Genomic DNA, 19,895 nt, shown 5'->3' on the forward strand with positions numbered 1-19,895 from the left:
ATGCGCGAGAGCCTGAGCCCCGTCGCCGACTCGCTCGTCGCCACCCAGCGCGGCGAGGGGTATCCGGCGCTGATCTCCGGCGCCACGCCCTACCCGTGGGGCTCCAACTCCGCCGTCGTCAACCGGATGGTGCTGCTCGGCACCGCGTACGACCTGACCCGCGACCGCGCCCATCTGAAGGCGATGCACCGGGCCATGGACTATCTCCTCGGCCCCTCACCCCCACCGGCCGCCCCGCCGCCAAGTCCTACGCCGGGCCCGGCACGGCGCCAGGCGCGTGGAGTTCGAAGGAGAACACCATCAACTGGAACGCGCCGCTCGTCTGGGTCGCGGCCTACCTCAAGTCGACCGCCCCGGACCTGACTTCACGCTGAGCCCGCCGCCCGTCCCGAGATCTCCGGGGTCTTCAGGACGATACGCGCCGCACCAACTCGGTGGGCAGGACGGCGTGTTGGTGCGGTGTCGCGGGGTTGTTGATGCCCTCCAGCAGCACCCGCGCCATCGCCTGCCCCATCTCCTCCACCGGCTGCCGTACGGAGGTGAGCTGGGGATCGGTGTGCCCGGCGATGGGGGAGTCGTCGAAGCCGACGACGGCCACGTCCTCGGGCACCCGGCGGCCCGCCGCCCGCAGGGAGTGCAGGGCGCCCGCCGCCATCACGTCGGACGCGGCGAACACCGCGTCCAGGTCCGGGTGGCGCGCCAGCAGCTCCGTCATCGCCCGCCGCCCGCTCTCCTCGGTGAAGTCCCCGTGCGCCGTCCAGGACGGATCCGGATCGCCGCCCGAGGCGGCCACGGCCTCCTGGTAGCCGCCGAGCCTGCACTGCGCCACGTACATGTCCAGCGGTCCGGTGACCGTCGCGATCCGCCGCCGCCCGGTCTCCACGAGATGGCGCACGGCGGACCGGGCGCCGCCGACGTTGTCGGAGTCGACGTAGCTCACGGGCTCGTCCGCCGAGCGGCGGCCGCTCAGCACGGTCGGCAGGCCCATCTCCGCGAGCAGGTCGGGCAGCGGGTCGTCGCCGTGCACGGACACCAGCAGTACGCCGTCGACCCGGCCGGCGCGCGCGTACTGGAGGAAGCGCCGGCGCTCGTTCTCGTTCCGTACGAGCGTGAGCAGCAACTGCATCTCGGTGTCGGCGAGACCGGTGCCGACACCGTGGAGCACGTCGGAGAAGTAGGGCTCGGCGAAGAACCGCTTCTCGGTCTCGGGGATCACCAGCGCCACCGCGTCGGTGCGGCTCCCGGCGAGCGCGCGGGCCGCCCGGTTGGGTACGTAGCCCAGCTCGGCTATCGCCTCCTGGACGAGCTGCCTGGTGGAGTCACGCACACGGGGCGAGTTGTTGATGACGCGGGAGACGGTGCCGCGCCCGACGCCGGCGAGCGCCGCCACCTCTTCGAGCGTGGGCTGGCTGGGCCGGCTCGTGCGTCCATTTGCCACCATCGTGCGACCTCCGTCCACGCTCCGTCGGGGATCGTCATCCAACCACTGGGAGCGCTCCCACAATAAGTGGTTGATCATATCGCGGACAGTCTCCATCCGCCGCGCTGCATGACCTTCAAATACATTCAAAGGTGTCTGCCGTGCACGTAAGGGCACTAGCCTTCCGGTGCGGTCGTACCGGATCGCGGTCGAGTCGCGGTCGCGTCGCAAGAGAACGGAGCGGAATGCCGAAAGCACAGGGAGTCGCCGGAGCGCCATGCTGGGTGAGCCTGCTGGCACGTGAACTGCCGGGTGCCCAGGACTTCTACGGCAAGGTCCTCGGCTGGACCTACCGGCGGGCCGGGCTCGGTGACGACTTCTCCGTGGCGCTCATCGACGGCCTGCCGGTCGCCGGCATCGGAGCACTCGCCTCCTCGCTCCAGGTGGCCGTCTCCTGGACGCCGTACTTCAACGTCACGGACGTGGACGAGGCGGCGGCCCGGATCAGGGAGCGCGGCGGCACGGTCGGCGTCGGCCCGCTGGCCTTCCACACCGGCCGCGCGGCGCTCGCCGTCGACCCGGACGGCGCCGTCTTCGGGATCTGGGAAGGCTCGGTGCGCTCCGACTGGTCCATGGGGCGCGGCAGCGGCTCCGCCTCGCTGGAGCTGCGGACCAGGGACGCGGTCACCGCGGGGCGCTTCTACTCGCTCACCCTCGGCTGGGAGCCGGAGGGCGAGGGGAAGCTGCGCCTGGTGCGCGAGGAGGAGCTGTCGCTGCTCCTCGACGGCGACGAGGAGCTGGCCCGGATCAGCGGCGGCGCAGTACAGGCCGCGCCCGACCCGCAGATCCGGCCGCGCTGGCACGTGCGCTTCAACGTGAAGGACGTGGGGGCGGCGGTCGAGACGGCGCTGGCCTCCGGCGGCTCGCTCGTGCCGGGCCCGGACGCGTCGGTCGAGGTGGACGGGGCGACGCTCCGCGACCCGGACGGGGCGCTGTTCACGGTCACGGCCGCGAGCTGACCGCTCGGGTCACCTCCGATCGCCGGACGGGCCGCATTGGCGGCCCGTCCGGCGGTTGAGGACAGAAGGTGTCCGCAAGTCTGGGTAACGTGCGGAGCATGGCCTCGAAGACGACGGACCCGCTCCCGCACCCCGTGCTCACCGCCCGCGCGCTCAACCGCGCCACCCTGGCCCGGCAGCTCCTGCTGCGGCGCGCGGCCATGTCGGCCAAGGACGCCGTGACACACCTGGTCGGACTCCAGGCGCAGAACGTGAAGCCGCCGTACGTCCAACTCGCCGCCAGGCTGGACGCGTTCGACCCCGAGGGGCTCTCCGGACTGATGGCCTCCCGCGAGGTCGGCCGGATGGTCACGCTCCGCTCCACCATCCACACCCACACCGCCGAGGACTGCCTCGCGCTGCGCCCGTTCGTCCAGCCCCTGATCGAGCGGGAGTTGCGTATCTTCCGCGACGGTCTCGTCGGTGTGGAGCTGGACCGGCTCGCCGCCGTCAGCAGGGAACTGGTCGAGGAACAGCCGCTGCCGCTCAAGGAGTTGAAGGCGTCACTGGTCCAACGGTGGCCCGACGCCGACCCGCTCGCCCTGTCCGTCGCCGCGCGGTGCCTGCTGCCGCTCGTACAGGTCACGCCGCGCGGACTGTGGGGCCGCGGTGGTCAGGTCACGCTCACGACGGCGCGGAAGTGGTTCGGGGCGGAGAAGGCCGGCGACCCCGACGCCGCGCCGTCGCCGGGCATCGCGCCGGAGGCCGCCGTCCTGCGCTACCTCGCCGCCTTCGGACCCGCCTCGGTCAAGGACATGCAGACCTGGTGCCGGCTGACGCGGCTCGGCCCGGTCTTCGAGCGGCTGCGGGACCGACTCGTCACCTTCCAGGACGAGTCCGGCGTCGAACTCTTCGACCTCCCCGACGCGCCCCGGCCCGACGGGGACACCCCGGCGCCGCCCCGCTTCCTCCCCGAGTACGACAACCTGCTGCTCTCGCACGCCGACCGCACCCGCGTCGTCCCCATCGAATACCGCAAGCTCACCTGGAACGGCAACCAGGGGTACCGCACCTTCCTCGTCGACGGATTCCTCGCCGGGATCTGGCGGTTGGAGGACGGCACGGAGGGCGACGGACACGGAACGCTGACCGTGCAGGCCTTCGGCACGCTCACCCGCGCACAGCGCGACGCGGTTGCCGAGGAGGGCGTCCGCACGCTCGGATCCCTCTCCTCGGCCGCCTCCCCCTCGTACACCGTGCGCTTCGCGGACTTCTCCACGCCGGCCGCCGAGTAGCGCCGGGCCGGTCTACGGCAGCAGCCCCGACCGGCGGGCCGCCACCACCGCCTCCAGACGGTTGTGGGCGCCCAGCTTGCGCATCGCGGCCCGCAGGTACCCCTTCACCGTCTCCGGCCGCAGCCCCAGGCGCTCGGCCGCCGCCGCGTTCGTCGAGCCCGCCGCCACGCACGCCAGCACGTCCACCTCGCGCGGGGCCAGCGCCACGGCCCGCCGCTCGCGGTGCCCGCCCGGGTCGCGCCAGTCCTGCGGGGCGCCGCCCGCGCCCGCCAACCGGCCGCAGACGGCGTGCAGTTCGCCCCGCAGCCCGGCGTCCACGATGCGCGGCGCGAGTGCCCGCAGTTCGCTGTGCGCCTCGCGGACCTCCTCCCACGCCTCGGGCCGCCCCCGCACCGGCTCGCGGGTCAGGGCGAGCAGCCGCTGCACCTCGTCCCGCACGACCAGCGACTGCTCCACGTCACGGGCGGCGGCGACGGCGGCGTCGAAGATCCGCTCGCCCATCGGCAGCGGATCGCGCAGCGCGCCGTACAGCACGCCGCGCACCCGGCGCCGCACGATCACGGGAACGGCGACCACGGCGCGCAGCCCCTCGGCGGCCACCGCCGCGTCGTACTCGTGGCTGATGTGGCGCGCCTGCCGGTAGTCGGTCACCGCGCACGGCCGCAGCAGCGCGATCGACTTGCCGCCCAGCCCGTTCCCGACGGAGATCCCCAGCCCGCGCAGCGCACCGGTCGCCGTGCCGTTCAGCTCCGAGATGCGCACCTGGCGGGCATCGTGCAACAGGCCGCCGAACGCCACGGGCAGCCCGGTCGTACGGCGCAGCGTCAGCAGCGCGGTGCGCATCTCGACCGCTTCGACCGCCTCAGTCACAGCGTCTTCCTTCTCTTCGGCTCGCTCCGCCGGTACAACGAGTTCGGTTCACCCCCGTCAGGGGGTGGTGAGACGTACGTCACCGGTTACACGATGCTAGTGAACGGGCGAGTGATGAGGAGGGCACATGAGCGCAGTCGACGCGACCGAGCAGTTCCGCGCCGCGAGGGATTTCCTGCTGCGACACCGGGAGGACTACTCCGCGGCGTACGAAGGCTTCGTCTGGCCCCGGCCCGCTCTGTTCAACTGGGCGCTGGACTGGTTCGACGTGATCGCCGAGGGCAACGACCGGCCCGCGCTGCACATCGTCGAGGAGGACGGCACCGAGTGCGTCACCTCGTTCGCCGAGATGTCCGGGCGTTCCGCCCAGGTGGCCAACTGGCTGCGCGCCCAGGGCGTGGCGGCCGGTGACCGCGTTCTCGTCATGCTCGGCAACCAGACCGAGCTGTGGGAGACGGCGCTCGCCGCGATGAAACTCCGGGCGGTCGTCATCCCGGCGACGCCGCTGCTCGGCCCCCCGGACCTGCGGGACCGGATCGAGCGCGGCCGGGTGCGGCAGGTGATCGTCCGGGCCGGTGACACCGCGAAGTTCGCCGACGTGCCGGGGGAGTACACCCGGATCGTGGTGGGTGGCGACGGTGCCCAAGTTGACGCCGTGGGCCCGAACGGCGGCTCGCGCCCCGACGGGACCGGTTGGCGGTCGTACGAGGCGTCCCACCAGGAGTCCACGGTCTTCGAGCCCGACGGCCCCACCCGCGCCGACGATCCCCTGATGCTCTACTTCACCTCCGGCACCACCGCCCGCCCCAAGCTGGTCGAGCACACTCATGTCTCGTATCCGATCGGCCACCTCGCGACGATGTACTGGATCGGGCTGGGGCCCGGCGACGTGCATCTGAACATCTCCTCACCCGGCTGGGCCAAGCACGCCTGGTCCAATCTCTTCGCACCCTGGAACGCCGAGGCGACCGTCTTCATCCACAACTACACGCGCTTCGACCCGGTCCGGCTGATGGCGGAGATGGACCGCGCCGGGGTCACCAGCTTCTGCGCGCCGCCCACCGTGTGGCGGATGCTGATCCAGGCCGATCTCAAGCTGCTGCGCAACCGCCCCCGCGAGGTCGTGGCCGCCGGTGAACCGCTCAACCCCGAGGTCATCGAGACCGTCCGCAGGGAGTGGGGCGCGACGATCAGGGACGGCTTCGGCCAGACCGAGACGGCCGTCCAGGTCGCCAACTCACCGGGGCAGCTGCTGAAGGCAGGATCGATGGGCCGGCCGACCCCCGGCTTCGTCGTGGAGCTGCTCGACCCGGTCACCGGCGCGCCCGGCGCGGACGAGGGCGAGATCGCGCTGGACCTCGCCAACGCCCCGGTCGGGCTGATGACCGGCTACCACGGCGACCCGCAGCGCACGGCCGAGTCCATGGCGGACGGCTTCTATCGCACCGGCGACATCGGCTCACGCGACGTCGACGGCTACATCACGTACATCGGCCGCGGCGACGACGTCTTCAAGGCGTCCGACTACAAGATCTCGCCGTTCGAGCTGGAGAGCGTGCTGCTGGAGCACGAGGCCGTGGCCGAGGCCGCCGTCGTCCCGGCGCCCGACGCGCTGCGGCTCAACGTGCCGAAGGCGTACGTCGTCCTGGCGGACGGCTGGGAGCCGGGACCCGACACGGCGAAGCTGCTCTTCGAGCACTCGCGCGCGGTCCTCGCCCCGTACAAGCGCCTGCGCCGCATCGAGTTCGCGGAACTGCCCAAGACGGTCTCGGGCAAGATCCGCCGTATCGAGCTGCGAGAGCGGACGGCCGAGGGCTCGGGCGCGGAGTACGAGGAGGGCGACGGGCGCTGACGTCGGGGTGCCCGACGGTCAACTCGCCGTCGTGGCACGGCGCATGCAGACACGGGGCCAGTGGTCGAGTCCGTGCGCGGCTTCGGCGCTTCTGATCTCCCGCAGCCCGTCGGTGAGTTCGTTCTCCGCGAGGGTGCGGAAGCCGAGCCGGGTGTAGTACGGCGCGTTCCACGGCACGTCCGCGAACGTCGTCAGGGTGAGCCCGGCCAGCCCGGCGCTCTCCGCCCGTCCGGCCAGATGCTCGATGAGGGCGCGGCCGACCCCGCGCCCCGCCGCCGTGGGATGGACGGAGACCTGCTCGATATGGGCGGCGCCGTCGACCTCGTCGTAGATGAGATACGCGACCGGGTGGCCCGTGGCGTCCTCCGTCACCCAGGCGTGGCCCGCGCGGAGATAGCGGTCGAGCAGATCGATGGCCGGGGGTTCGTCGTCGGCGATCGCGGCCATGCCGACGGCGCGGAACGGTTCACCGGCGGCCCTCTCGATGTCCTGGAGGAGGGGGAGATCGGCGGGGACCGCGGGGCGGATTCGCATGGAGAGAGTATGCCCGCGCGGTGCGGGCGCGGTTCGCGGTTCCGCTCATGCGTGTGAGCGATCCAGCTCGGCCGCGGGGCCGTTGACCGGTCGCGGGACGCCCGTCGGGTCCAGGAGGAAGAGCGGCACCCCGAGGCTGTCGGCGTTCTCGCGCGCCTCGTCCTCGTAACCGGCCAGGGAGAAGAACGCGCTCACCGCCGACTCGGTCAGCGCGCTCAGCCACAGACACTCGACGGCGCGTGAGTCGGCGGGACGCGCGCCCGGGTCGACCCGGGCGACCATCCCCGGCCCGCGCAGATCCACGCCGGTCTCCGGCCACTCGCCGGACCGCAGGACGTCCGGGAAGCCGATCTCGCGCAGATAGAGCGCGGCGGCGTTCACGGCGTCGCTCCTCGCCCCGGCCGTCACCGGCCTGACCGGTATCCGCAGCAGCGCCCCGCACGGGCAGCCGAGCTCCGGCTGCGGCCACTGGTCCTGCCGTCCGCACCCGGTGCAGCTGACGGTCACCCACTCCTCGTCCCAGGTCCGGCGCACTATGAGGGTCGGGGGCGCGCCCACGACCAGGGGCGCCGAGACGGCCGATCCGCAGGGGCAGGGGTAGGCGGACGCCGTGAACACATGGCTGTCCCCGCAGTCGGGACAGCTGACAGGAACGCTCTCCGCCACTGCCCGTACCCCCTTGTCCCGCCTTCGCGCACCGCGCCCGCTCGCCCATCGTCCATCACCGGCGGGGCCTTGGGGAGGGTCTTCCGCCATCCCTTGACGCCAGGTGGCGGGCACTTTAGATTGATTCCACATAGCAGAACAAGCTTTCCGCATTGCGGAAAGAGTGGAATCGACGGAATCGACGCTCTCAGGTGGCGCGACAGAGCCCGAGTCCACCAGCCGAAGCAGGAGCACTCCATGCCTCGTATGACCGCTGCCCGAGCGGCAGTTGAGATCCTCAAGCGCGAAGGCGTCACCGACGCGTTCGGTGTGCCGGGCGCGGCGATCAACCCCTTCTACAAGGCCCTCGAAGAGGCCGGTGGCATCGACCACACGCTCGCCCGCCACGTGGAGGGCGCCTCCCACATGGCCGAGGGCTACACCCGTACCAACCCCGGCAACATCGGCGTCTGCATCGGTACTTCGGGCCCGGCCGGCACCGACATGATCACCGGTCTTTACTCCGCGATCGGTGACTCGATCCCGATCCTGTGCATCACCGGCCAGGCGCCGACCGCGGTGATCCACAAGGAGGACTTCCAGGCCGTCGACATCGCGTCGATCGCACGTCCCGTCAGCAAGGCGGCCACCACCGTCCTGGAGGCCGCGCAGGTCCCCGGCGTCCTCCAGCAGGCGTTCCATCTGATGCGCTCGGGCCGGCCGGGCCCCGTCCTGGTCGACCTGCCGATCGATGTGCAGCTGACCGAGATCGAGTTCGACCCGGCGACGTACGAACCCCTGCCGGTCTACAAGCCGTCCGCGAGCCGCGCGCAGATCGCGAAGGCGCTCACCATGCTGGTGGCGTCCGAGCGCCCGTTGATCGTCGCCGGCGGCGGTGTCATCAACGCCGACGCGTCCGGCCTCCTCGTGGAGTTCGCCGAGCTGACCGGCACACCGGTCGTCCCGACGCTGATGGGCTGGGGCACCATCGCCGACGACCACGACCTGAACGCGGGCATGGTGGGCATCCAGACCTCGCACCGCTACGGCAACGAGACGTTCCTGGCCTCGGACTTCGTCCTCGGCATCGGCAACCGCTGGGCCAACCGGCACACGGGCGCGCTCGACGTCTACACGGCGGGACGCACCTTCGTCCACGTCGACATCGAGCCCACCCAGATCGGCAAGATCTTCGCGCCGGACTACGGGATCGCCTCGGACGCCGGGGACGCGCTGAGGCTCTTCGTCGAGGTGGCGAAGGAGCTGAAGGCGGCGGGCGAACTGCCCGACCGCACCGAGTGGATCGCGTCCGTGCTGGAGCGCAAGGGCAGCCTGCACCGCAGGACGCACTTCGACAACGTGCCGCTGAAACCGCAGCGTGTGTACGAGGAGATGAACCGCGCCTTCGGTCCCGACACCCGGTACGTCACCACCATCGGTCTCTCGCAGATCGCGGGCGCGCAGATGCTGCACGTCTACAAGCCCCGGCACTGGATCAACTGCGGCCAGGCGGGCCCGCTCGGCTGGACGATCCCGGCCGCGCTCGGTGTCGCGAAGGCCGACCCGGACACCACAGTTGTCGCGCTCTCCGGCGACTACGACTTCCAGTTCATGCTCGAGGAGCTGGCCGTCGGCGCGCAGCACCGGATCGGTTACGTTCATGTGCTGGTGAACAACGCCTACTTGGGGCTGATCCGGCAGGCGCAGCGCAATCTCGACATCAATTTCCAGGTCAACCTGGAGTTCGAGAACATCAACTCACCGGAGCTGGGCGTCTACGGGGTCGACCATGTGAAGGTCGTCGAGGGCCTGGGCTGCAAGGCGATCCGCGTCACCGAGCCCGACCAGCTGCTGCCCGCCTTCGAGCAGGCGAAGAAGCTGGCCGCCGAGTACCGGGTGCCGGTGGTGGTCGAGGCGATCCTGGAGCGGATCACCAATATCTCGATGGGTGTGCGGATCGACCAGGTGAACGAGTGGGAGGACCTGGCCACCGAGCCCGGCCACGCGCCGACCGAGATCAGGCCGCTGGTCCGGCACGACATCTGATTTCCGGATACGCGGGGGTGTCAGCCGCCGCAGCCGCAGCCGCCACACCCTCCGCAGCCGCCGTCCCCGCCACCACCGTCCCCACTGCCGCCCGCGTCCGCCGTGTCGCCGGCGTGCGCATGCCCGTCGGCCCACCAACTGGGCGCGAGGGCGGCCCCGGTGGCGCCGGCGGCGGCTCCCGCCGCGGCGGCGCCGGTGGACGGCCGCCGTACCGTCCTCGGGGCCTTGCCCGCCGGGGACCACGGGACACCCATGAGCAGAAGGACCGCGAGCGGCGACAGCAGCCAGGACCAGTCCTTCGAGACGACGGCGACGGCGATACCCACGGCGGACAGGACCAGGAACACGGCAAGGCGCATCCTCCCAGTGTGCGCACCCGGTGACGGCGCACAAGAGCCCGGCCGAAGAATCGGCCGGGCTCTTGTGCGTTGCGGGCCAGGGGAGTTGAGGACCGTCCGGCGGTGCGAGGCCGGCGCGACGGGACACTCGCACCACCGGACGGCGTCTGACGGAGCCTCGGAAAAGGCTGCGGGGATCCGCTCGTACCTGCTGGTACTCGCTGGTGCTGATCTGCCGGGACCGTGGCGGCGGCGACGGGGAGCGCCGGCGGCCTTCCTTCGGGTCTGGAAGAGCGCCGTCGTTCTCCCTCACCACCGCACTGGCTCGCACACCGCCACGGTCCCGGGGATGTCCCTTCCACGGCCACCCCTCACGAGGGCCGCTGGAAGGGACGGCTGTTGGCCGCTCGCCACCGGGGCGGTCCTCGCCCCGGGGCGCGCGCGGGTGGTTCCCGGGCTGCGGCGGCGCCTGGGCGCGACAGGACAGTTGTCAGCGCCGCCACAGCCCGGAGTTGGGTGGGGTGTCAGACCTGTTGGCCGGACAGCCGCTCGACGGCGCGCAGCAGCGCCGAGTGGTCGAGGCCGCCGTCGCCCTGCGCGCGCAGGGAGGCGACCAGTTGCGCGACGACCGCGCCGACCGGCAGCGCGGCACCGACATTGCGGGCGGCGTCGGTGACGATGCCCATGTCCTTGTGGTGCAGGTCGATCCGGAAGCCCGGAGCGAAGTCGCGGCTGACGAAGTTGTCCTTCTTGCGGGTCAGGACGGTCGAGCCGGCCAGACCGCCGTTCAGCACGTCCAGCGCCGCGCCGAGGTCCACGCCCGACTTCTCCAGGAAGACCACGGCCTCGGCGCACGCCTGGATGTTGACGGCCACGATCAGTTGGTTGGCCGCCTTCACCGTCTGGCCGGCGCCGTGCGGACCGCACAGGACGATCGTCCTGCCCAGCGCCTCGAAGAGAGGCCTGGCCCGGTCGAAGTCGGCCTGCTCGCCGCCGACCATGATGGACAGAACCGCCTCGACGGCTCCCGCCTCACCGCCGGACACCGGTGCGTCGAGGACGCGGACGCCCTTCTCCCGGCCCGCCTCGGCGAGATCGATCGACGTCTGCGGGGTGATCGACGACATGTCGATCAGGAGGGCGCCCTTCCCGGCGTTCTCCAGGATGCCGTCCGCTCCGTAGGCGATGGCCTCGACCTGCGGGGAGGCGGGCACCATCGTGATGATGACATCGGCGCCCTCGACGGCCTCGGCGATCGACGGCGCGACGGTGCCACCGTTGGCCGCGAGCCGGTCCAGCTTCTCCCGCTCCAGCGTGAAGCCGGTGACGGAGTATCCGGCCTTGATCAGATTCTCGGCCATGGGGGACCCCATGATGCCGAGGCCGATCCAGGCCACCTTGGGAAGAGTGCTCATCGGGGGTGCCTCTCTCGCATACGTGTGTGCGTCGTCTCCGCGTGGTGCCCGCGGCGGGTGTGGACGTGGGCCCTAGCGCGCGGCCCGCGCGTCGGCCGGGAGCCACTCGAAGGACTCCGCGCTCGGGCGGTCGCCGGGCTTGTACTCCAGGCCGACCCACCCCTCGTAACCAGCCTTGCGCAGCCGGTCGAGCAGGTCCTGGAGCGGCAGTGTGCCGGTGCCGGGCGCGCCCCGGCCGGGGTTGTCGGCGATCTGTACGTGACCGGTCCGGTCGGCGTACCTGTCGACGACCCCGGTCAGCGCCTCGGCGTCCAGACCGTTCATCGACAGGTGGTAGACGTCCAGGAGGAACGCGGCGTTGCCCAGCCCCGTGGCCTCGTTGACCCGGTCCACCACATCGATGGCGGCCTCGGCGCTCACCAGCGGATAGTGCGGGGACTCCGGCCTGTTGAGCGCCTCGATCAGCAGGGTCGCCCCGATCCGGTCGGCCGCGCGGGCGGCGAGGACCAGATTCTCCAGGGCGAGCGTGTCCTGCGTCCGCGCGTCGACGCCTTCGACGCGGTTCCCGTACAGCGCGTTGAGCGCCTTGCAGCCGACCGACGCGGCGAAGTCGGCCGCCACGTCGATGTTCGCGCGGAAGCGGTCCGACTCCTCGCCGGGCAGCGACAGCGCGCCGCGGTCGGGGCCGGGCAGCCGGCCGCCGTAGAAGTTGAGTCCCACGAGCTGGGTGTCCGCGTCGTCGAGGGCCTGCTTCAGGGCGTCCAGCTCGGCCCGCGGCGGGGTGGGGGTCTCGATCCAGGGCCACCACAGCTCCACCGCGGTGAAGCCCGCCGCGGCGGCTGCCGCGGGACGCTCCAAAAGCGGGAGTTCGGTGAAGAGGATCGACAGATTCACATCGAAGCGCTGCTCGGAGCCGGGCTTGTTCGTGAAGGGAGCCATGAGGGGTTCTGCGCTCCTTCCGTATTGCGGAAGTTAGTTTCTGCTTAATGGAAGATTGCCTGGGATTTGGGAGGGCTGTCAAGAGGGCGGCCCTGATTCGGCCCCTCGCGCAGTAGGTTGTGCGCGTGCGACTGAGAGTGGAATTCACGACCGAGCCGTTCGACCTGGACGAGGCCCCCGGCCATGCCGTGGTGGCCCGCGAGGTCATCCAGGCGGCCGAACTGGACGCCGTGGACGTCGGGCCGTTCGGCAACACCGCCGAGGGCGGCGCCGACGCCGTCATCTCGGCCGTCGACGCCCTGCTCCGCCGCTCCCTGGAGGCCGGCGCCACCCGCGTCTCGCTCCAGGTGAACGTCATCGCGGAGGACGAGCGGTGACCGGGCCGTCCGACCACCCGCTCCTCGCGGCGGTGAAGCCGCTCGTCGACGCCATGGGGGCCGAGACCGTACCGCCCGCCCTGGCCGGGCCCGACGACGTCGTGCTGAGCTGGGAGGGGGAGGAGGTCGTCGCCGTCCGCCTCCCGCAGCTCTCCGAATCGCTCGACCACATCCTCGTCGCGCTGGAGCGCCGGCACGGTATGCCCCTGTCGGAGCTGGACCGCAAGGCCAAGCAGTCGGTGGTGCGGTCGCTGGAGGCACGCGGGGCCTTCTCCGTACGGCACGGCGTGGAGACCGTCGCGAGCGCTCTCGGGGTCAGCCGGTTCACCGTCTACAACTATCTGAACCGGTCCGAGACGGGCTGACGTGGCCGGGCCGGGGTCGCGAGCCCCGGGCCCGGGGTCGCGGCGGGCCTGCCGGACAAAAAATTCAACAAAGTGTTGACGTGATGTTCGTGAAGGCGTTAGCTGTCCCGCAGCCCGTCAAGCACAGCCACGGAGGCTCCCGTGACGACCGACCCGCCGCCGGGCCTCACCCGGTTCAACACATCCTCCGACAGCGCGGCGCTGACCGCACTGCACGAGGTGTGCGCCAGTACGGCATGGGGGAGCGCACTGCTCGCCCACCGGCCGTACGCCACCGCCGAAGCCCTCTTCGCGGCCAGTGACACCGCGACGGCCGAACTGGCCGCCGACGATCTGGCGCAGGCGATGGCGGCGCACCCGCCCATCGGCCGCCCGAAGCCGGGCGACCCGGTCTCGGCCCGCGAACAGCGGGGTATGGCCGGAGCGTCCGGTGAACTCAGGGCGGAGTTGCTCGAACTGAATCTGGCCTACCAGGACAGGTTCGGCCACGTCTTCCTGATCTGTGCCACCGGCAGGACCGGTGAGCAGATGCGGGACGCGGTCCGCACCCGGATCGGCAACTCGCCCGAACAGGAGCGGGACGTCGTTCGCACCGAACTGGGCAAGATCAACCGCATCCGGCTGACCCGCCTCGTAGAAGCAGCAGAAGCAGGGGAGTGAACCCGTGAGCACGGAATCCACCGCATCGGTGTCCACGCACATCCTGGACACCAGCGTCGGACGCCCGGCCGCCTCCGTCGCCGTCTCGCTCGCCGCCCGCGGCGGCGCCCGGGAGCGGTGGGTGGTGCTGGGCCGGTCGGCGACCGACGCGGACGGGCGGTGCAGAGACCTGCCGGCGCTGCCGGCGGGAACCACCCACGTACGTCTCGACTTCGAGACCGAGGCGTACTTCCACAGCCAGAGCCACAGCCAGAGCCAGAATCAGCCACAGAGCCAGAACCGAGCCGAGGCACAGCAGGACGCCCCCGCGCCACGGGACAGCGGTGCGTTCTTTCCGGAAGTGGCGATCACGTTCGCCGTCACGCCCGGCGAGCACTATCACGTACCGCTGCTGCTCAACCCGTTCGGCTACTCCGTATACCGAGGGAGCTAGCAGATGCCGACCATTCTCGGCCAGAACCAGTACGGCAAAGCGGAGAACCGCGTCGTCAAGATCGTGCGCGACGGCGACACCCACCACATCAAGGACCTGAACGTCTCCGTCGCCCTCTCCGGCGACATGGAGGAGGTCCACTACTCCGGCTCCAACGCCAACGTCCTGCCGACCGACACCACCAAGAACACGGTGTACGCGTTCGCCAAGGAGCACGGCATCGAGTCCGCCGAACAGTTCGGCATCCATCTCGCCCGGCACTTCGTCACCAGCCAGGAGCCGATACACCGGGCGCGGATCCGGATCGAGGAGTACGCCTGGGAGCGCATCGCGGCCCCGGACGCCGACTCCGGGTCGGTCGGCGCCGACAGGACCAAGCACTCCTTCGTACGCAAGGGGCAGGAGACCCGCGTTTCGCAGATCACCTTCGACGGCGAGAAGTGGGAGATCATCTCCGGCCTCAAGGACCTGACGGTGCTGAACTCGACCAACTCCGAGTTCTGGGGCTACGTCAAGGACGAGTACACGACGCTCCGCGAGGCGTACGACCGCATACTCGCCACCGACGTCTCCGCGAGGTGGCGCTACAACTGGACCGACGACACCGCGCCGATGCCCGACTGGGAGGACTCCTACGAGCAGGCGCGCACGCACCTCCTCGGCGCCTTCGCGCAGACGTACTCCCTCTCGCTCCAGCAGACGCTCTACCAGATGGGCTCGCGGATCATCGACAGCCGAGGCGAGATCGACGAGATCCGCTTCTCACTGCCGAACAACCACCACTTCCTCGTCGACCTCGAACCGTTCGGGGTGAAGAACGAAACCCCCGACGGAGCCGTCTACTTCGCCGCCGACCGCCCGTACGGCCTCATCGAGGCCACCGTGCTGCGTGACGGCGTCGAACCGCGAATCCCGCTCGACATGACCAACCTGTAGCCGCCCCGGCGTACCCCCGACGCCCGCGCCGGCGTCAAGTCCCCGAAGAAGAGGGCGATATGGGGGAAGAGCGGGGGCATCTGCGCACCGACACCACCGAGGATCCGTCTCTCACCCCGCTCGACCCCCGGATCCGTCCACCCCACATGGGAAGAACGAGGACCCGCCATGGCGGTTTCGCGCATCGTCATCGAGAACTGTGCCATCGCGACAGTGGACGCGAACGACACCGAGTACGCCTCCGGGCACGTCGTCGTCGCGGACAACCTCATCGAATCCGTGGGCGCCGGCCGTGCCCCCGCCGGGCTGGAGAACGTCGTACGGCGGGTCGACGGCACCGGCCATCTCCTCACCCCCGGCCTGGTCAACACCCACCACCACTTCTACCAGTGGATCACCCGCGGACTGGCCACCGACCACAACCTGTTCGACTGGCTGGTGGCGCTCTACCCGACGTGGGCGCGCATCGACGAGTCCATGGCGCGCGCCGCGGCGCAGGGCTCACTGGCGATGATGGCGCGCGGCGGGGTCACCACCGCGATGGACCACCACTACGTGTACCCGCGCGGCGCCGGCGACCTGTCCGGCGCCATCATCGGGGCCGCTTCGGAGACGGGCGTACGGTTCACCCTCGCCCGCGGCTCCATGGACCGCGGCGAGTCGGACGGCGGCCTGCCGCCGGACTTCGCCGTCGAGTCCCTGGAGGGCGCGCTCGCCGCCACCGAGGCGACCGTCGACAAGTACCACGACCCGTCGTTCGGCGCGATGACCCGGATCGCCGTCGCGCCGTGCTCGCCGTTCTCCGTCTCCACCGAACTGATGCGCCAGGGGGCGGAGTTGGCACGCCGCAAGGGCGTACGGCTGCACACCCACGGCAGCGAGACGGTCGAGGAGGAGCAGTTCTGCAAGGAGCTGTTCGGGATGGGCCCCACCGACTACTTCGAGTCGACGGGCTGGCTCGGTTCCGACGTATGGATGGCCCACTGCGTCCATATGAACGACTCGGACATCGCCGCCTTCGGCCGCACCGGCACGGGCGTCGCGCACTGCCCGTCCTCCAACGCCCGCCTCGCGGCCGGTATCGCGCGCGTACCCGACATGCTGAGGGCCGGCGTTCCCGTCGGCCTCGGCGTGGACGGCACCGCGTCCAACGAATCGGGCGAACTGCACACCGAGTTGCGCAACGCGCTGCTCATCAACCGCCTCGGTGCCCACCGCGAGTCCGCCCTGACCGCCCGTCAGGCGCTGCGGCTCGGCACATACGGTGGCGCCCAAGTCCTCGGCCGTGCCGACCAGATCGGCTCGGTGGAGACCGGGAAACTCGCCGACCTGGTGCTGTGGAAGCTGGACACCCTGGCTCACTCCTCCATCGCCGACCCGGTGATCGCCCTCGTTCTCGGGGCCGCCGCGCCCGTCACGCTCTCCCTCGTCAACGGCCACACCGTCGTCGAGGACAACCACCTGACCACGGTGGACGAAGACGCCGTCGCCCGCTCCACGCGGGCCGAGGCGCGGCGCCTGGCGCGGATCGCGGCGGCGGGCTGACACCGGGTCACGACGCCCGGTCGATACGGGCCCGGTCGCGACGACGGGCCGGCGCGCTTCACAGGTCTCACGTGTCCACGGGCCCGACCGGTCCGGCCGTGGATCTTCTCAGGAGTCCGGTCGAGGGGGACGGCCCTCGACCGGCGGCCACGGGGCCCGAGCGGGGTCCCTGGCAGCCGCGTCCGGGTGGTGGCGTACCGCACAGCGGTGCCCCACCACCCGGGACGGTGACTCGTGTACGCAACCGACCTCCCGCACCTCCCTGACACCCGCGTCGCCGCCGACGCGTAACCGACCGGAGGAACACCCCGTGGCAGCCGAGCCCAGGCTTCGCAAAGACGTACCCGCTCCCGACGAGATACCCGACCAGGACGGCAAGCACCCGGTGGACCGGACCCTGCCGCCCTTCAAGACGTTCACCAGCGGTCTTCAGCACGTGGCCGCCATGTACGCGGGCGTGGTGGCGCCCCCGATGATCGTCGGGCCCGCCGTCGGCCTGAACGCCCGGGACACCGCGTTCCTGATGGGCGCCAGTCTCTTCACCGCCGGGATAGCCACCCTGCTCCAGACCCTCGGCTTCTGGAAGGTCGGCGCACGGCTCCCGTTCGTCAACGGCGTCTCCTTCGCGGGCGTCACGCCGATGGTCGCGATCGGCCGCGAACGCGGCGCGGAGGGCATCACCGTCATCTTCGGCGCGATCATCGTCGCCAGCGTGCTCGGGTTCGTCCTCACGCCGTACTTCTCGAAACTGGTGCGGTTCTTCCCGCCCGTCGTGACCGGCACCGTCATCACCCTGATCGGTGTCTCACTGCTCCCGGTCGCCTTCAACTGGTCCCAGGGCGGCGATCCCACGGCCGACGGCTACGGCTCCATGAAGAACATCGGCATGGCCGGTCTCACCCTGCTGATCGTGCTCGTCCTGCGGAAGGTGCTGCGCGGCTTCCTCCAGCAGATCGCGATCCTGCTGGGGCTGGTCGTCGGCACCCTCGTCGCCGTCCCGATGAACATGACCGACTTCGACGCGATCCGGGACGCCGGCCTCGTCGGCTTCCCGACGCCGTTCCACTTCGGCGCACCGCAGTTCGAGATCGCCGCGATCATCTCCATGTGCATCGTGATGCTCGTCTGCATGACGGAGTCCACGGCCGACATGCTGGCGCTCGGCAGGATCGTGGACCGGCCGGCGGACGAGCGCGTCATCGAGGGCGGACTGCGCGCCGACACGCTGGGCAGCGCCATCAGCCCGCTGTTCAACGGCTTCATGTGCAGCGCCTTCGCACAGAACATCGGCCTTGTCGCCATGACCAAGGTCCGCAGCCGCTACGTCGTCGCGGCCGGCGGCGGCATCCTCGTCCTGCTCGGCCTGTGCCCCGTGCTGGCCTCGGTGATCGCGCTCGTACCCCTGCCGGTCCTCGGCGGCGCCGGGATCGTGCTCTTCGGATCGGTCGCGGCCAGCGGCATCCAGACGCTGGCCACCGCCGCTCTGGAGAAGGGCGAGAACGCGCTGATAGTGGCCGCCGCCGTCGGCATCGGGCTGATACCGATCGCGGCGCCGGAGTTCTACCACGCGTTCCCGAAGGACCTGCTGGTGGTGCTCGACTCCGGGATCAGTACGGGCTGTGTGGTGGCGATCGTGTTGAACCTGGCCTTCAACCACTGGGGCCAGAAGGGCGGTTCGGGCGCCGGGGGCGCTTTCGAGGCGGAAGGGGCGGCTGCCGCGGAGACCGGACGGTCACTGCCGGCCCCCGCGGCACCGCACTGAGCAGGGCGGGGCGTGGGTGTGGGTGGCGGCCCGGCTCCGGGCCGCCACCCACACCGATGCCGGTGCGGGGGGAGCGGTCAGCCGATGTGGAAGTCCTCTCCGTACACCTTCCAGTCGAGCGGCGGGTCCAGGCTCAGATTGCCCGCGTCGAGGAAGACGCGCTGCGCGGTGTCCACCCGGCTGGTGTCCTCGTGCGCCTCCTCCTGTTTCATCGCCCAGACCCGGGCGTCGAGGAAGGCGTTCAGATACGCGGTCTCGTCCCCGCCCTCCGACGGCGGCCGGGCCTCGTTCAGCGCGCGCTCGCGGATCCCGCTGAAGCTGGTGTCGGAGTTCCCGTCACCGTGCATGACGATGGCGTCGTAGTACGCGAACTGCCCGAGCGTTCCGACGCCGTCCTCCTTGCCGCGGCTGACGGCAGGGTTGAAGTAGACGCGGTCGCGCTCGTCGTTCTGCGCGGTGCGGAACGCCGGATCCGCAGCGGCCCGGCGCCACGCGTCGGGGTAGCCCGGGTCGAGCCCCTCGTGCGAGTCCGTGCCGTCGACCGCACGCAGCGCGGGAAGGTAGGAGGCGAGGGGGTTGTCCGGCTCGCGCTCGGTGTAGAGCTCGACCAGGTCCAGCATGTCGCCGGTGCCGGAGCAGAAGCCGATGATGCCGGCGGTGTAGCCGCGGCCGTCGCCGATGTCCTCGATGTAGCCGTACTGGCCCTGCCAGTCGAGCGAGGAGTTCTCGGCGCTGGAGACCAGTTGCATCGCGATCTCCTTCTTCGCCGGGTCGTCCAGACCGGGGGCGGCCCGGACGGCCGCCGTGGCGCCCGACCGGTCCGCTCCCGGCGCCGCGTGCGCGACGGCCGTGACGGGTCCGGCGACGAGGACGAGACCGAGCAGGACGCGGGGAACGAGTCCGAATGTGCGGGTGCCCGCGTGGGGGGTTGGCACCGGACCTCCATGGGGGGAGTGGATCGAAGCCGATCGGTTCGGTTTCTGTTAGGAAGCTTTCCTACCGAAGGTTGAGGGTGGCGTACACCCATGACCTGTCAAAGAAATCGATGATGCGCGGGGAACGGGCCGGGCGCATAATGCCCGGATGCCCGTGACCCTGCATCACATCGTCGTCGACACGCACGATCTGCCCGGCCTCGCCCGCTTCTGGGCGGCGGCGCTGCGCTGGCGCGTGCTCTCCGAGCGCGAACGGGAGGTGGTCATCGGTCCCGACGAGTCCGCCCCGGTCGGCATGTGCTTCATGCCGGTGCCCGCGACGGAGCGCAAGACCGTCAAGAACCGCCTCCATCTCGATCTGACGACGAGCGCGGAGGACCGCGAGGCCGAGATCGACCGGCTGATCGCGCTCGGCGCGCGCCGGGTCGACGTCGGCCAGAGCGGCGAGGAGTCGTGGACGGTGCTCGCGGACCCGGAGGGGAACGAGTTCTGCGTGGTGCGGCCGAAGGCGACGCTGATCGGATAGCCGG

Annotated in this window: 21 protein-coding genes; 13 read left to right on the plus strand and 8 right to left on the minus strand. The window is 70.9% G+C overall.

Going from position 1 to position 19,895, the window contains the following annotated elements:
- Positions 1-363 (plus strand): glycoside hydrolase family 9 protein, encoded by a 363-nt coding sequence (locus tag SSPS47_RS28470; protein ID WP_203557945.1) that lies wholly within the window; start codon positions 1-3, stop codon positions 361-363.
- Between the two features lie 43 nt (positions 364-406).
- Here SSPS47_RS28470 and SSPS47_RS28475 read toward each other — a convergent pair whose 3' ends face one another.
- Positions 407-1,441: a LacI family DNA-binding transcriptional regulator gene (locus SSPS47_RS28475; protein ID WP_164253445.1), complete on the minus strand. Its 1,035-nt coding sequence runs from the start codon at positions 1,439-1,441 to the stop codon at positions 407-409.
- A gap of 224 nt (positions 1,442-1,665) precedes the next feature.
- Between SSPS47_RS28475 and SSPS47_RS28480 the strand changes: the two genes are divergently transcribed.
- Both SSPS47_RS28480 and SSPS47_RS28485 read left to right on the plus strand, forming a co-directional pair.
- On the plus strand, positions 1,666-2,439 hold the full coding sequence (locus SSPS47_RS28480) for a VOC family protein (protein ID WP_203557946.1): 774 nt from the start codon (positions 1,666-1,668) through the stop codon (positions 2,437-2,439).
- A gap of 98 nt (positions 2,440-2,537) precedes the next feature.
- Entirely contained in the window at positions 2,538-3,713 is a 1,176-nt protein-coding gene (locus SSPS47_RS28485) for a winged helix DNA-binding domain-containing protein (protein WP_164253446.1), read from the plus strand.
- A 12-nt stretch (positions 3,714-3,725) separates the two neighbouring features.
- On the opposite strand, the gene SSPS47_RS28490 is transcribed toward SSPS47_RS28485, so the two are convergent.
- Positions 3,726-4,583: a helix-turn-helix transcriptional regulator gene (locus tag SSPS47_RS28490; protein WP_164253447.1), complete on the minus strand. Its 858-nt coding sequence runs from the start codon at positions 4,581-4,583 to the stop codon at positions 3,726-3,728.
- A gap of 127 nt (positions 4,584-4,710) precedes the next feature.
- Here SSPS47_RS28490 and SSPS47_RS28495 point away from each other — a divergent pair, with 127 nt between their 5' ends.
- On the plus strand, positions 4,711-6,435 hold the full coding sequence (locus tag SSPS47_RS28495; protein ID WP_164253448.1) for an AMP-binding protein: 1,725 nt from the start codon (positions 4,711-4,713) through the stop codon (positions 6,433-6,435).
- Positions 6,436-6,453: 18 nt separating this feature from the next.
- Here SSPS47_RS28495 and SSPS47_RS28500 read toward each other — a convergent pair whose 3' ends face one another.
- Together SSPS47_RS28500 and SSPS47_RS28505 are read right to left on the minus strand one after the other, a co-directional pair.
- Entirely contained in the window at positions 6,454-6,969 is a 516-nt protein-coding gene (locus SSPS47_RS28500; protein WP_164253449.1) for a GNAT family N-acetyltransferase, read from the minus strand.
- A gap of 45 nt (positions 6,970-7,014) precedes the next feature.
- Positions 7,015-7,635 (minus strand): hypothetical protein, encoded by a 621-nt coding sequence (locus SSPS47_RS28505; protein ID WP_164253450.1) that lies wholly within the window; start codon positions 7,633-7,635, stop codon positions 7,015-7,017.
- A gap of 237 nt (positions 7,636-7,872) precedes the next feature.
- Here SSPS47_RS28505 and gcl point away from each other — a divergent pair, with 237 nt between their 5' ends.
- Positions 7,873-9,660 (plus strand): glyoxylate carboligase, encoded by a 1,788-nt coding sequence (gene gcl, locus SSPS47_RS28510; protein WP_164253451.1) that lies wholly within the window; start codon positions 7,873-7,875, stop codon positions 9,658-9,660.
- A gap of 20 nt (positions 9,661-9,680) precedes the next feature.
- Here gcl and SSPS47_RS34945 read toward each other — a convergent pair whose 3' ends face one another.
- The 3 genes from SSPS47_RS34945 to SSPS47_RS28525 form a co-directional block, all read right to left on the minus strand.
- The gene (locus SSPS47_RS34945; RefSeq protein WP_203557947.1) at positions 9,681-10,019 is read right to left on the minus strand and encodes a hypothetical protein; all 339 of its coding nucleotides are present in this window, start codon (positions 10,017-10,019) and stop codon (positions 9,681-9,683) included.
- Between the two features lie 503 nt (positions 10,020-10,522).
- Positions 10,523-11,413 carry a 2-hydroxy-3-oxopropionate reductase gene (locus SSPS47_RS28520; RefSeq protein ID WP_164253452.1) on the minus strand — a complete coding sequence of 297 codons (891 nt, stop codon included), beginning with the start codon at positions 11,411-11,413 and terminating at the stop codon, positions 10,523-10,525.
- Between the two features lie 72 nt (positions 11,414-11,485).
- On the minus strand, positions 11,486-12,352 hold the full coding sequence (locus SSPS47_RS28525; protein WP_164253453.1) for a TIM barrel protein: 867 nt from the start codon (positions 12,350-12,352) through the stop codon (positions 11,486-11,488).
- Between the two features lie 125 nt (positions 12,353-12,477).
- Here SSPS47_RS28525 and SSPS47_RS28530 point away from each other — a divergent pair, with 125 nt between their 5' ends.
- From SSPS47_RS28530 to SSPS47_RS28560, 7 genes are all read left to right on the plus strand, one after another.
- Positions 12,478-12,729, plus strand: a complete 252-nt coding sequence (locus tag SSPS47_RS28530) for a hypothetical protein (RefSeq protein ID WP_164253454.1) — start codon at positions 12,478-12,480, stop codon at positions 12,727-12,729.
- Positions 12,726-13,094, plus strand: coding sequence for a helix-turn-helix domain-containing protein (locus SSPS47_RS28535; RefSeq protein ID WP_164253455.1), 369 nt, complete (start codon positions 12,726-12,728; stop codon positions 13,092-13,094). The genes SSPS47_RS28530 and SSPS47_RS28535 overlap by 4 nt, the downstream gene beginning before the upstream one ends.
- A gap of 141 nt (positions 13,095-13,235) precedes the next feature.
- Positions 13,236-13,754, plus strand: coding sequence for a 2-oxo-4-hydroxy-4-carboxy-5-ureidoimidazoline decarboxylase (uraD, locus tag SSPS47_RS28540; RefSeq protein ID WP_164253456.1), 519 nt, complete (start codon positions 13,236-13,238; stop codon positions 13,752-13,754).
- Positions 13,755-13,758: 4 nt separating this feature from the next.
- Positions 13,759-14,187, plus strand: coding sequence for a hydroxyisourate hydrolase (gene uraH, locus SSPS47_RS28545; protein WP_164253457.1), 429 nt, complete (start codon positions 13,759-13,761; stop codon positions 14,185-14,187).
- A 3-nt stretch (positions 14,188-14,190) separates the two neighbouring features.
- Positions 14,191-15,123 (plus strand): factor-independent urate hydroxylase, encoded by a 933-nt coding sequence (gene pucL / locus SSPS47_RS28550; RefSeq protein ID WP_164253458.1) that lies wholly within the window; start codon positions 14,191-14,193, stop codon positions 15,121-15,123.
- 168 nt (positions 15,124-15,291) lie between these two features.
- Positions 15,292-16,668 (plus strand): 8-oxoguanine deaminase, encoded by a 1,377-nt coding sequence (locus tag SSPS47_RS28555; protein ID WP_147874986.1) that lies wholly within the window; start codon positions 15,292-15,294, stop codon positions 16,666-16,668.
- A 358-nt stretch (positions 16,669-17,026) separates the two neighbouring features.
- Positions 17,027-18,430, plus strand: coding sequence for a nucleobase:cation symporter-2 family protein (locus tag SSPS47_RS28560; protein ID WP_239065346.1), 1,404 nt, complete (start codon positions 17,027-17,029; stop codon positions 18,428-18,430).
- A 77-nt stretch (positions 18,431-18,507) separates the two neighbouring features.
- Here the strand turns inward: SSPS47_RS28560 and SSPS47_RS28565 are convergent, their stop codons facing one another.
- Entirely contained in the window at positions 18,508-19,365 is an 858-nt protein-coding gene (locus SSPS47_RS28565) for a chitosanase (RefSeq protein WP_239065093.1), read from the minus strand.
- 148 nt (positions 19,366-19,513) lie between these two features.
- On the opposite strand from SSPS47_RS28565, the gene SSPS47_RS28570 reads away from it, so the two are divergent.
- Entirely contained in the window at positions 19,514-19,891 is a 378-nt protein-coding gene (locus tag SSPS47_RS28570; RefSeq protein ID WP_164253460.1) for a VOC family protein, read from the plus strand.
- Positions 19,892-19,895 lie beyond the last annotated feature (4 nt).

Origin of the sequence: Streptomyces sp. S4.7 (assembly GCF_010384365.1) — a bacterium.
GTDB lineage: Bacteria > Actinomycetota > Actinomycetes > Streptomycetales > Streptomycetaceae > Streptomyces.